General features: G+C 45.4%; 10 protein-coding genes and 1 other annotated feature. Of the genes, 9 read left to right on the forward strand and 1 reads right to left on the reverse strand.

Translation table 11 applies throughout. The annotated features are described in order from the left end of the window. Nucleotides 1-130 precede the first annotated feature (130 nt). The 6 genes from GXP75_RS11940 to dtd all read left to right on the forward strand — a co-directional run bounded on the left by GXP75_RS11940 (nt 131) and on the right by dtd (nt 6,818). Complete coding sequence (locus tag GXP75_RS11940; RefSeq protein WP_003325293.1) at nt 131-628, forward strand: cation:proton antiporter regulatory subunit; 498 nt, start codon at nt 131-133, stop codon at nt 626-628. 76 nt (nt 629-704) lie between these two features. Then, complete coding sequence (locus GXP75_RS11945; RefSeq protein WP_242556882.1) at nt 705-1,043, forward strand: LapA family protein; 339 nt, start codon at nt 705-707, stop codon at nt 1,041-1,043. A 67-nt stretch (nt 1,044-1,110) separates the two neighbouring features. Beyond that, complete coding sequence (recJ, locus tag GXP75_RS11950) at nt 1,111-3,471, forward strand: single-stranded-DNA-specific exonuclease RecJ (RefSeq protein ID WP_242556883.1); 2,361 nt, start codon at nt 1,111-1,113, stop codon at nt 3,469-3,471. 5 nt (nt 3,472-3,476) lie between these two features. Then, the gene (locus tag GXP75_RS11955) at nt 3,477-3,989 is read left to right on the forward strand and encodes an adenine phosphoribosyltransferase (protein WP_003325297.1); all 513 of its coding nucleotides are present in this window, start codon (nt 3,477-3,479) and stop codon (nt 3,987-3,989) included. Between the two features lie 168 nt (nt 3,990-4,157). Then, on the forward strand, nt 4,158-6,362 hold the full coding sequence (relA, locus tag GXP75_RS11960; protein WP_003325298.1) for a GTP diphosphokinase: 2,205 nt from the start codon (nt 4,158-4,160) through the stop codon (nt 6,360-6,362). 12 nt (nt 6,363-6,374) lie between these two features. Beyond that, a complete protein-coding gene (gene dtd, locus GXP75_RS11965) occupies nt 6,375-6,818 on the forward strand; it encodes a D-aminoacyl-tRNA deacylase (RefSeq protein ID WP_061572688.1) in 444 nt (147 codons plus the stop codon). A 32-nt stretch (nt 6,819-6,850) separates the two neighbouring features. Here the strand turns inward: dtd and GXP75_RS11970 are convergent, their stop codons facing one another. After that, nucleotides 6,851-8,407, reverse strand: coding sequence for an N-acetylmuramoyl-L-alanine amidase family protein (locus GXP75_RS11970; protein ID WP_242556884.1), 1,557 nt, complete (start codon nt 8,405-8,407; stop codon nt 6,851-6,853). A 135-nt stretch (nt 8,408-8,542) separates the two neighbouring features. Between GXP75_RS11970 and GXP75_RS11975 the strand changes: the two genes are divergently transcribed. The 3 genes from GXP75_RS11975 (at nt 8,543) to aspS (ending at nt 12,172) form a co-directional block, all read left to right on the forward strand. After that, nucleotides 8,543-8,713, forward strand: a complete 171-nt coding sequence (locus tag GXP75_RS11975) for a YrzK family protein (protein ID WP_003325301.1) — start codon at nt 8,543-8,545, stop codon at nt 8,711-8,713. Between the two features lie 58 nt (nt 8,714-8,771). After that, nucleotides 8,772-9,013: a binding site (T-box leader), on the forward strand. Nucleotides 9,014-9,104: 91 nt separating this feature from the next. Then, nucleotides 9,105-10,379 carry a histidine--tRNA ligase gene (gene hisS, locus GXP75_RS11980; RefSeq protein WP_061572690.1) on the forward strand — a complete coding sequence of 425 codons (1,275 nt, stop codon included), beginning with the start codon at nt 9,105-9,107 and terminating at the stop codon, nt 10,377-10,379. 14 nt (nt 10,380-10,393) lie between these two features. Then, the gene (gene aspS / locus GXP75_RS11985) at nt 10,394-12,172 is read left to right on the forward strand and encodes an aspartate--tRNA ligase (RefSeq protein WP_242556885.1); all 1,779 of its coding nucleotides are present in this window, start codon (nt 10,394-10,396) and stop codon (nt 12,170-12,172) included. Nucleotides 12,173-12,194: the final 22 nt, after the last annotated feature.

The raw sequence follows: 12,194 nt of genomic DNA on the forward strand, positions 1-12,194 counted from the left end.
TTTTTCTTTACGTTTCATTGAACTTGAAATAGACATTTGCTATAATGACATACGCTTACAATAAAACATATAAATGGTGTCAAGATCATTTTGGTATAAACAGGTTGTAACATGATGTAGGAGGGTTTTTATGAAGGTTCGTGAGTCGGAGCTTCCGGGAATAGGGCAAAAAGTTGAGATTCTGACCAGAAATCAGGATAAAATTTGCATTATTATCCATGATGACGGCAGAAGAGAGCTGTATTATTTTGATGAGAATGATCACGAAGAATGTGTAACATCCGTGCAGTTTAACGACGCAGAAGCGAGACAGCTGTCCGCTATTCTGGGAGGAATGGCGTATAAACCGAAGGCTCTTGAATCTGTTGAGGTGGCGCTTGATGATTTGATCATTGAATGGTTCAAAGTAGAGGCAAAAGCCCCTGCTGTTCAACTGACACTCGGCGACTTGGACGTTCGGCAGCATTATCAGGTTACAGTCATTGCCATCGTGAAAAAAAATCAGCAGAAACAGCTGAATCCGGGGTCTGATACGGTGATTGAAGAAGGAGACACACTTGTCATTTCCGGAGAAAGAAAAGGGCTGAAAAAGCTGATTCAAGAGAAATTAACCGCATCTGAGACTTGATTCTCTTTTGAAAGCCTGTTTAAAACGGGAAGCAAAAGGGAAACTTACCTCAAAAAGCCAGTTTGGGGGAACCAGCATGAACAAACAATGGACGATTATTTTTGCTCTTATATTTACTTTAATTGTTGCTATTTTTGCAGTGATTAACGTAAGGGCTGTTGAAGTAGATTACCTTTTCGGAAGATCAGAATGGCCTTTAATCCTTGTGATTCTCGGATCAGTGTTAATGGGGGCCTTGATTGTATTTTCCGCAGGAATATTTCAGGTTATGAAATTAAAACGTGAAATCAAGACTTTAAGAAAAGAAAGCAAAGCCATACAACAAGACCCTATGCCCGAAACAGAAGGCGTACAGCAGTATGACAGCGAAGCAGTGAAGGCGGATTCGGCGCCTCCGTTGGAGAAAAAGGATTAGATTCTCGAATAACATTTGAAACCCCTCAGCTTGCTCTAGTATAATAGGGTGGTTGAGGGGTGAATTTATGTTAGCGTCAAAAATGCGTTGGGAAATACAGCGACCAGATCAGGATAAGGTCAAATCACTCACAGAACAATTGGACATAACACCTCTTGTGGCATCTTTGCTTGTAAAAAGAGGATTTGATACAGCGGAAAGCGCGAGGCTGTTTTTAAATACAAAAGAAGCTGATTTTTATGATCCCTTTGAGATGAAGGGCATGAAAGAAGCGGTTGAGCGCATTAAACAGGCCATTTCACAGCAAGAGCCCATTATGATATACGGAGATTATGATGCGGACGGCGTCACCAGTACGTCCGTCATGCTGAAAACATTACAAAAGCTCTCGGCTCACGTTGACTTTTACATACCTGACCGGTTTAAAGAGGGCTACGGACCGAATGAGCAAGCCTTCCGCTCGATTAAAGAGCAAGGCTTCTCCCTTATTATCACGGTTGATACGGGGATTGCGGCTGTTCATGAAGCAGAGGCAGCGAAGGAACTAGGACTGGATGTCATCATCACTGACCACCATGAGCCCGGCCCTGTACTGCCTGATGTGTGTGCCATTGTTCACCCGAAGCAGCCGGGATGCGCCTATCCGTTTAAGGAGCTTGCCGGAGTGGGTGTGGCGTTTAAGCTTGCACATGCTCTTTTAGGCGCTTTGCCTGAGGACCTGCTCGATTTGGCGGCAATCGGAACTATAGCTGATCTTGTGCCGCTGCATGATGAAAACAGATTATTAGCAACGTTGGGCATGCAGAAGCTTCGAATGACAAACCGGCCGGGGCTAAAAGCACTGATTAAACTGTCGGGCGGTGACATCGGACAAGCGAATGAAGAAACAATCGGCTTTCAGCTTGCACCGAGGCTTAATGCTGTCGGGAGAATTGAACAGGCTGATCCGGCTGTCCATCTGCTGATGACAGAGGATGAGTTCGAAGCGGATGAGCTTGCAACTGAAATCGACCAGCTCAACAAAGAGCGGCAAAAGATTGTCAGCAAAATGACGGATGAAGCGATTGAAATGGTTGAGCAGCAAGGGCCCAATGGATCTGCCATCGTAGTGGCAAAGCCCGGCTGGAACCCCGGGGTTGTCGGCATTGTGGCTTCAAAGCTTGTTGACCGTTTTTACCGTCCGGCCGTTGTTCTTGGAATTGATGAAGAAAAGGGCATCGCGAAAGGATCGGCTCGAAGCATTAAAGGCTTTGATTTATTTAAAAGCCTTTCTTCTTGCAGAGACATCCTTCCCCATTTCGGAGGACATCCGATGGCTGCGGGAATGACACTTCATGCCGATGATGTATCTGACTTGAGGGACAGGCTCAATCAAATCGCGGATGAGACGCTGACGGAAGAGGATTTTATTCCGGTTCAGGAAATTGATCTCGTATGCAGCGTAGAGGATATTACGGTTGAGAGCATTTCTGAAATCAATCTCCTGTCTCCCTTTGGCATGCAGAATCCGAAACCGCATGTGATGGTGGAAAATGCGCTTTTAGAAGACGTGCGGAGAATCGGAGCCAATAAAAACCATATCAAAATGACGGTCAAAGACCAATCGGCAAAGCTTGATTGTGTCGGCTTTCATAAAGGGGAGCTTGAGACAGGTATTGTGCCTGGTTCAAGAATCTCATTAGTCGGCGAAATGTCGATTAACGAATGGAATAACAGAAAAAAACCCCAGTTAATGATAAAGGATGCAGCCGTTTCTGAATGGCAGCTGTTTGACTTGCGTGGAAAACGTACGTGGGAAGAGACAATAGTTGCGCTTCCGTCTGAAAAACGGGTCATTGTTTGCTTTAAGGAGGAAACGAAACAGCTGCTTCAAAACGAAGAGCTGCGCCATCAGCTTCACACGGTGAGCTCGGAGCAGGAAGCCAGAGACCTTGAACTGGACAGCGCGTATGTGGTATTCCTTGATGCGCCGCCTTCATTAGATCTGCTTTCAAGTTTGGTAGAAGGAAAGAGACCCGAGCGTGTCTATTTTATCTTTATGAATAACGAGGAGCATTTTCTGTCAGCATTTCCGACCCGGGATTATTTTAAATGGTACTACGGTTTCTTGCTGAAAAGAGGAACTTTCGATCTGAAAACACACGGTTCAGAGCTTGCAAAACATAAAGGCTGGACAAAAGACACAATCAATTTCATGACAAAGGTGTTTTTTGATCTCGGTTTTGTTAGAATAGAGAATGGCGTGCTGTCTGTTATTTATGATGTGAAAAAACGCGATTTGACAGACTCGCAAACCTATCAGGCAAAACAGCAGCTGATGGAACTGGATCAGAAGCTGAATTATTCTGCGGCTGAAGAGCTGAAGGAATGGCTGAATAAGCTGATGAATCAAGATTCAGAGGCTTATGAAAGTACGAGGAGGACATAAAACAGATGGATTTAAAGAAATATGTAACAATTGTGCCGGACTACCCGAAAGAGGGCGTGCAATTTAAAGATATTACAACATTAATGGATAAAGGCGACGTATACCGATATGCGACTGACCAGATTGTTGAATACGCTAATGAAAAACAAATTGACTTAGTTGTCGGGCCGGAAGCAAGAGGCTTCATCATCGGCTGCCCGGTGGCATACGCGCTTGGCGTAGGTTTTGCACCCGTTCGTAAAGAAGGCAAGCTTCCCCGTGAAGTCGTGAAGGTAGATTACGGCCTCGAATACGGCAAAGATGTGTTAACCATCCACAAAGACGCGATTCTTCCTGGCCAGCGTGTGCTCATCACAGATGACCTTTTGGCAACAGGAGGCACAATAGAAGCGACGATCAAGCTTGTTGAAGAGCTTGGCGGCGTAGTAGCGGGTATCGCTTTCTTAATCGAGCTTACGTATCTAAATGGAAGAGAAAAGCTTGATAAATACGATATTTTAACGTTAATGCAATACTAGGCTAAACCGCATAAAGGAAAAAAGCACTCTCTATCTGGGTGCTTTTTTCCTATTATCTGATTATTTGTTTATGTAATCTTTGGAGATTGAACTTCTTCTCTTTACATCTATCGTTTTTTTCTTGATAATAAACTACAATACAGTTTACATTTAAAAAAAGGTGATTCCATGGCGAACGAACAAGTATTAACTGCCGAGCAAGTGATTGACAAAGCGCGCAGTTATCTAACCGATGAGCATATTGCATTTGTAGAAAAAGCATACCTGTACGCTGAAGACGCTCATCGCGAGCAGTACCGGAAGTCAGGTGAGCCATATATCATCCATCCGATTCAAGTGGCGGGCATTCTCGTTGACCTTGAAATGGACCCTTCAACCATTGCGGGAGGATTTCTCCACGATGTGGTGGAAGATACGGATGTAACGCTTGATGACCTGAAGGAAGCTTTTTCTGAAGAAGTGGCAATGCTTGTGGACGGGGTGACAAAGCTCGGTAAAATTAAGTATAAATCTCAAGAAGAACAGCAGGCGGAAAATCATCGCAAAATGTTTGTCGCTATGGCTCAAGATATCCGGGTCATATTGATCAAGCTGGCGGATCGCCTCCACAACATGCGGACGCTGAAACATCTGCCGCAAGAAAAACAGCGCAGAATTTCTAATGAAACGCTGGAGATATTTGCTCCTTTGGCGCACCGCCTCGGGATCTCAAAAATCAAATGGGAGCTGGAAGACACCGCACTCCGTTATTTGAACCCTCAGCAATATTACAGAATCGTCAACCTCATGAAGAAAAAACGCGCGGAACGTGAACAGTATGTCGAAGAGGTTGTCGATGAAGTGAAAAACCGAGTCGAAGAGGTCAACATCAGCGCAGATTTCTCCGGTCGGCCGAAACATATATACAGCATTTACAGAAAAATGGTTTTGCAAAATAAACAGTTCAATGAAATTTATGACCTGCTGGCGGTCCGTATTCTTGTAGGGAGCATAAAGGACTGCTACGCCGTACTCGGCATTATCCATACTTGCTGGAAGCCGATGCCGGGCAGGTTTAAAGATTATATCGCCATGCCGAAGCCGAATATGTATCAGTCCCTTCATACGACAGTGATAGGACCTAAAGGCGATCCTTTAGAAGTGCAGATCAGAACCTTTGAAATGCACGAAATTGCTGAATATGGAGTCGCGGCGCATTGGGCTTACAAAGAAGGAAAAGCGGCGAATGAGGAAGCCACATTTGAGAAGAAGCTTTCCTGGTTCCGCGAAATCTTAGAATTTCAAAATGAATCAACTGATGCGGAAGAATTTATGGAGTCCTTAAAAATCGACTTGTTTTCGGACATGGTGTTCGTCTTTACGCCAAAAGGCGACGTCATTGAGCTGCCGTCCGGCTCAGTCCCGATTGACTTCTCATACAGAATCCACTCGGAAATTGGCAACAAGACGATCGGCGCGAAGGTCAACGGGAAAATGGTGACGCTGGATCATAAGCTTCGGACAGGCGATATTGTCGAAATTTTGACGTCCAAGCATTCATACGGGCCCAGCCAGGATTGGGTCAAGCTTGCCCAGACCTCACAAGCCAAGCATAAGATCCGTCAGTTCTTTAAGAAACAGCGGCGCGAAGAAAATGTCGAAAAAGGCCGTGAATTGGTAGAAAAAGAAATTAAAAATCTGGATTTTGAAGTGAAAGATGTGCTGACAGCCGAAAATATTCAGAAAGTTGCCGATAAATTTAATTTCTCGAATGAAGAGGATATGTATGCGGCAGTCGGCTACAATGGAATCACCGCCTTGCAGGTTGCAAACCGCCTGACGGAAAAAGAGAGAAAGCTTCGTGACCAGGAAGAACAAGAAAAAACCGTTCAGGAAGTCACAGCGGAGCCAAAATCATATCCCCAAGGCAGAAAACGGGAAGCGGGCGTGCGCGTTAAAGGAATCGACAATCTCCTTGTCCGTTTGTCCAAATGCTGTAATCCGGTGCCGGGCGACCATATTGTCGGGTTTATTACGAAAGGCCGAGGGGTTTCCGTCCATCGCGATGACTGTCCGAATGTCAAGACGAATGAAGCGCAAGAGCGACTGATACCTGTAGAATGGGAGCATGAATCACAAGTTCAGAAGCGTAAAGAATATAATGTCGAAATTGAAATATTAGGCTATGATCGCCGCGGATTGCTAAATGAAGTGCTTCAGGCTGTAAATGAAACAAAAACGAACATTTCATCCGTTTCAGGCAAATCGGACCGCAACAAAGTGGCGACGATTCATATGGCGATTTTTATTCAGAATATCAATCACTTGCATAAAGTTGTCGAACGCATCAAGCAAATAAGAGATATATATTCTGTTCGCCGAGTCATGAATTAAAGGAGACAGACAATGAAATTAGTTGTTCAGCGTGTAACAGAAGCGAATGTGACGGTGGACGGCGCTGTTATCGGTCAAATCGCCAACGGCGTTATGGTGCTTGTCGGCGTGACTCATGAGGACACGGAGGAAGATGCCGTTTATTTAGCGGACAAAACCGCCAATCTCCGTATCTTTGAAGACGGTGATGGCAAGATGAATTTGTCGTTGCTTGATGTAAGAGGAGAGGTTTTATCCGTTTCTCAATTTACACTTTACGGAGAAACAAAAAAAGGACGCCGCCCCAACTTCATGAATGCCGCAAAACCTGATCAGGCCCTTGGTCTTTATGAAAAATTTAACGAATTGCTGAGGGAAAAAGGGATAAAGGTAGAGACGGGGAAATTTGGTGCTATGATGGATGTACAGCTCACAAATTCAGGTCCGGTCACATTGATTATTGATTCTAAACTGTAAAAAGCTGCCCGAAGGCAGCTTTTTTTGTCGTTCTAATTAAAATATTGTTCCAGCCCGCTTTCAATCCCGTCTGTTACTTTTTCTTGGAATGAGCCGCTATGTACGATGGATTCTTCTTGCGGATGGCTTAAATACCCAAGTTCATACAGCATGGCGGGTTGTTTATTTTCCCTAAGCACATAATAGTCGCCAAACAGCACGCCGCGATCCGGTATAGGGGAGCGCTTGGCTACTTCTGAATGAACATCGGAGGCAAGCTCCCGATCCTTCGCAGGACTGTAATAATAGGCGGTGCTGCCTCTTACAGAAGTGTTTGCGTAGCTGTCATAGTGAATGCTGATGAAGGCATCTGCATTTCGGTAGTGTGATGTGGAAACACGAGACTGTAAGCTGACAAACGTATCATCCTGACGCGTCACATACACATTCGCTCCCGCCGATCGCAGTTTGCTAGCAAGAAGATTTGCCGTCTTAATCGTTAAGTTCTTCTCGAATTTACCGGTATAGCCGATCGTTCCGCTGTCTTTTCCGCCGTGACCCGGATCAACCACAATCGATTTGTTTTGCAGAGAGCCACTGCCGGAAGAAGATTTGGCTACGGGTGCTTCACCAGATTCTTCGTCTTTTTTCGACGTTTGAACCACCCAGTTGGCTACGTACGCCGTTTGCCCGTTCTCAAGTGTTACTTCATACCAGCTTCCCTTTGTGCCGGTGATCGTGTATGAAGAGCCTTTTTCAGCCCGTTCGACAATAGAGGCGGATGTCGAAGCCGAACTTCTTAAATTGGTTCCTCCATAAACGATATACGCTTTTTTCGCTGAGGAAGAGCTGCTGCTGCCGCCGGATGAGCTGTTCGATTGGTTTGAGCCTGTCACAATATAATGACTGGCAACCCATCCTCTTTGCCCATTTGCTTCAATTTTCAGCCAGCCGTTCTCCTCGGTTAAAATGGACAGTTTTGTTCCCCGTGTCAACTTAGTAATGATGGCTGAATCATGCGAGGCCGAACTTCTGACATTCAGGGAAGAAACGCCGACTGTGCCGCTTTTGGACTTGTTTTGCGAAGCGTTTGCTTGCCCGCTCTCCTGTGAGCCTCCTCCGCGGTTGGATGTGTATACAGAAGCAACCCATCCGGTCACACCTTGATATGAAATTTTAATCCAGCTATTGTCCTTTTCAATCATCTTTGCCTGCTCACCTTGCGGGAATTTGCCGATGACCTCATAAGAAGTGCCCGGTCCTTTTCTGATTCTTAAATCAGAATCGGTCGATGTGACAGTTTCACTGCCGGCTGATGCACTGCTGCTTTCTCCTGTTTTCTTTTTAATCAGCCAAGAAACAACCCAGCCCTTTTCTCCGGAGCTAAGCTGAATTTGCACCCAGTCCCCGTCCTCCTTCAGGATAGGGTAGCTTTCTCCTTTTTTAACTTCAGCCGTGATCCCGTAGCTCAGCCCGGGGCCGCTTCTGACGTTCATCTCGTCTGTAGCGATAACAGCTTCTCCCTGTGCGGCTGTAACCGTGCGCGGAGGGGAGAATAACGCTGCGATAATAACAAAGCATAAAATAAGAATAGTGCATTTCTTATTCATGGCTTCCTCCTTTCTGAAAAAACATTGAACAAGTACATTCTTGTTTATTATCGTAAATTCCTTGCTGAATGTTAAATAAAATGAAAATGATTTGTTTATACTACTTATAAATAAGGTGAAAAAGGTGTGCAAATCATGAAATATCATCCAAAACTAGGACGAGCTTTACACGACAAAGAAGCAAATACGCACTTCAGCGACCACGTTGATTCTGAAACTATCGGCTATCTTGAAGAGACTTCTTCAGAGCTCGGTCTTGCGTCTAAAGAAGCAGTGCGGCGGAAAAACACCCGGAATAAAGCTTGACAGAGAACGGCAATCCCATTATTATAATAGAAATTGATGTACATATAAATGATGAATTGTTGAACCTGTAATGGAGAAGAGTAGGTCAGACTGCATGTAAAGAGAGGAACCGCCTAGGCTGAAAGCGGCTCTGCATCGCATCTTTCTCGAAACAACACTCCGGAGGTTTCCTGCTGAACGCTGTGCTTTTATTGCAAACGTCATTAGGCAGAGAACGTGAACCTGCGTTAAAGGATTGAGCGGGAACATTTCATATGTTCCAACTAGGGTGGCACCACGGGTATAACTCTCGTCCCTACTATACATGTATAGTAGAGGCGGGAGTTTTTTGATTTCATCATTTTAAACATACGGTATCTTTAATAAAGGAACTTAACAAGGAGGGCTACATATGGCATATAACATTCCAAGAGGAACACAGGATATTCTGCCGGGTGAATCAGACCGGTGGCAGTACGTTGAACAAATAATGAGGGACACATGCCGCACATATCAGTATAAAGAAATCCGCACGCCGATTTTTGAACATACCGAGCTGTTTGCAAGAGGGGTCGGAGAATCCACTGACATTGTACAAAAAGAAATGTATACCTTTCAGGACCGGAAAGGAAGAAGCCTGACGCTTCGTCCGGAGGGAACAGCGGCGGCGGTTCGCGCATTTACCGAAAATAAATTATTTGCAAATCCCGTACAGCCGACAAAGCTGTATTATGTCGGTCCGATGTTTCGTTACGAACGTCCGCAGACGGGGCGTTTCCGTCAGTTTTATCAATTCGGAATCGAAGCGATTGGCTCCAAGGATCCTGCAATTGACGCTGAAGTCATAGCGCTTGCGATGAGTATATACCAAAGAGCGGGCCTAAAAAATGTTAAGCTTGTACTTAACAGCCTTGGTGATAAAGAAAGCCGGACTAGTTACAGAGAAGCGCTGGTCAAACACTTTGAACCGCGCATTGATGAATTCTGTTCGGACTGCCAATCACGGCTGCACACGAATCCGCTCAGAATTTTAGATTGTAAGAAAGACAGAGATCATGAACTGATGAAGACTGCGCCATCTATTCTTGAATATTTAAACGAAGAATCAAAAGCATATTTCCAAAAAGTCCAGCAGTATGTAACAGAATTAGGCATTCCGTTTGAAATCGACCCTAATCTTGTGAGGGGGCTTGATTACTATAACCATACTGCATTTGAAATTATGAGCAACGCGGAAGGATTTGGCGCGATCACAACGCTTGCCGGCGGCGGACGTTATGACGGCTTGGTTGAGCAAATCGGAGGCCCTGAAGCTCCGGGAATCGGTTTTGCCATGAGTATTGAACGCTTGCTTGCGGCCATTGATGCGGAAAAGACAGAACTTCCTGTCAGCCAGGCTATTGATTGCTACATTGTCACGCTTGGAGAAAAAGCGAAGGATTATTCCGTCTCTCTTGTGTACAAACTGAGAGAAGCAGGCATTTCAAGTGAAATTGATTACGAAAATAAGAAAATGAAAGGCCAATTTAAAACGGCGGACCGTCTGAACGCGCGATTCATTGCGATTTTGGGAGAAGATGAGCTTGCTCAAAATCGAATCAATGTAAAGGATGCGAAGACCGGGGAACAGCTGGAAGTGGCTCTTGATGAATTGATACGTTTTATGAAAGCTAACCAACTGGGGTAAAGGAGAGGAACGCTTTGTTTGAAAGAACATTTTACTGTGGTGACATCACTGAAAAAGCAATAGGCGAAACCGTTAAACTTAAAGGATGGGTGCAAAAAAGACGTGATCTCGGCGGCTTGATCTTTATAGATTTGCGTGACCGTTCAGGGATTGTTCAAGTGGTATTTAATCCTGACGTCTCAAAAGAAGCTCTGGAAGTAGCTGAAGGAATCCGTAACGAATACGTCCTTGATATTCAAGGGACCGTAGTAGCGCGTGAAGAAGGTACTGTTAACAAGAATTTAAAAACAGGAGCCATAGAAATTCATGCTGACGAGGTGGCTGTGCTAAGCGCAGCTAAGACACCGCCTTTTGCCATCTCTGACCAAGCCGATGAGGTTTCTGAAGACGTCCGCTTAAAGCACCGTTATTTGGACCTCCGCCGGCCGGCGATGTTTAATACGCTGCAAATGCGCCATAATGTGACGAAAGCGGTACGCCATTTCTTAGACGAAAATGGGTTTCTCGATATTGAAACACCGATTTTAACAAAAAGCTCACCTGAAGGAGCCCGTGATTATTTAGTGCCGAGCCGCGTGCATGAGGGTGAATTTTACGCGCTTCCTCAGTCGCCTCAGCTTTTCAAACAGCTGCTGATGGTTTCAGGGGTAGACCGCTATTATCAAATCGCCCGCTGCTTCCGTGATGAAGATTTACGTGCGGACCGCCAGCCTGAGTTTACGCAGATTGATATCGAAATGTCCTTCATGAGCCAAGAGGAGATCATGGCTTTGGCAGAGGATATGATGGCGAAGGTCATGCGTGAGACAAAAGGGATAGAAGTATCTCTTCCGCTGCCACGAATGACTTATGAAGATGCCATGAATCTATACGGCTCCGACAAACCGGATACCCGTTTTGCCATGCTTTTGACTGATGTGTCTGATATTGTGAAAGATACAGAATTTAAGGTATTCTCCTCCGCGGTTGCAAACGGAGGCGTTGTCAAAGCAATCAATGTGAAGGGTGCTGCAGCAGACTATTCAAGAAAAGATATTGACGCTCTCGGCGCTTTTGCTGCGAACTACGGAGCTAAGGGCCTTGCCTGGGTTAAAGTTGAGAAGGAAGGCGTAAAAGGGCCGATCGCGAAATTCTTTGATGAAGAAAAGCAGGCTAAGCTGATTAAATCACTCGATGCAAACGATGGAGATCTTCTCCTGTTCGGAGCAGACCAATTTGAAGTTGTCGCTCAATCACTTGGCGCACTTCGTTTGAAGCTTGGGAAAGAGCGCGGCCTCATTGATGAAAGTCTCTTTAATTTCTTATGGGTGATTGACTGGCCGCTGCTCGAGCATGACGCGGAAGAAGGCCGTTTTTATGCCGCTCACCATCCATTTACAATGCCGGTGCGTGAGGATCTTGACCTCGTTGATACCGCTCCGGAAAACATGAAGGCGCAAGCCTATGACCTTGTTTTGAATGGTTATGAGCTTGGCGGCGGATCGATCCGTATTTTCGAAAAAGAGATTCAGGAAAAAATGTTTAAGCTTTTAGGCTTCACAAAAGAAGAAGCGCATGAGCAATTTGGATACTTGATGGAAGCTTTTGAATTTGGCGCGCCGCCGCATGGCGGTATCGCACTGGGTCTTGACCGTTTGGTGATGCTGCTTGCCGGCCGCACGAATTTAAGAGACACCATCGCGTTCCCGAAAACTGCAAGTGCAAGCTGTCTGATGACAGATGCGCCGGGAGAAGTGAGCGAAGCGCAGCTTGACGAACTGCATCTTGCGGTGAATAGAAAAGTGAAGAATTGAATGTGTAAATTGCATCTCTCAA

This window comes from Bacillus sp. HU-1818 (genome assembly GCF_022695965.1).
GTDB lineage: Bacteria > Bacillota > Bacilli > Bacillales > Bacillaceae > Bacillus > Bacillus atrophaeus.

What these genes read in the sequence shown, in the direction of transcription:
- relA (WP_003325298.1), top strand. Translation starts at nt 4,158, where the DNA reads ATGGCGAACGAACAAGTATTAACTGCCGAGCAAGTGATTGACAAAGCG.
- GXP75_RS11970 (WP_242556884.1), bottom strand. Translation starts at nt 8,407, where the DNA reads ATGAATAAGAAATGCACTATTCTTATTTTATGCTTTGTTATTATCGCA.
- GXP75_RS11955 (WP_003325297.1), top strand. Translation starts at nt 3,477, where the DNA reads ATGGATTTAAAGAAATATGTAACAATTGTGCCGGACTACCCGAAAGAG.
- GXP75_RS11945 (WP_242556882.1), top strand. Translation starts at nt 705, where the DNA reads ATGAACAAACAATGGACGATTATTTTTGCTCTTATATTTACTTTAATT.
- hisS (WP_061572690.1), top strand. Translation starts at nt 9,105, where the DNA reads ATGGCATATAACATTCCAAGAGGAACACAGGATATTCTGCCGGGTGAA.
- GXP75_RS11975 (WP_003325301.1), top strand. Translation starts at nt 8,543, where the DNA reads ATGAAATATCATCCAAAACTAGGACGAGCTTTACACGACAAAGAAGCA.
- recJ (WP_242556883.1), top strand. Translation starts at nt 1,111, where the DNA reads ATGTTAGCGTCAAAAATGCGTTGGGAAATACAGCGACCAGATCAGGAT.
- GXP75_RS11940 (WP_003325293.1), top strand. Translation starts at nt 131, where the DNA reads ATGAAGGTTCGTGAGTCGGAGCTTCCGGGAATAGGGCAAAAAGTTGAG.
- dtd (WP_061572688.1), top strand. Translation starts at nt 6,375, where the DNA reads ATGAAATTAGTTGTTCAGCGTGTAACAGAAGCGAATGTGACGGTGGAC.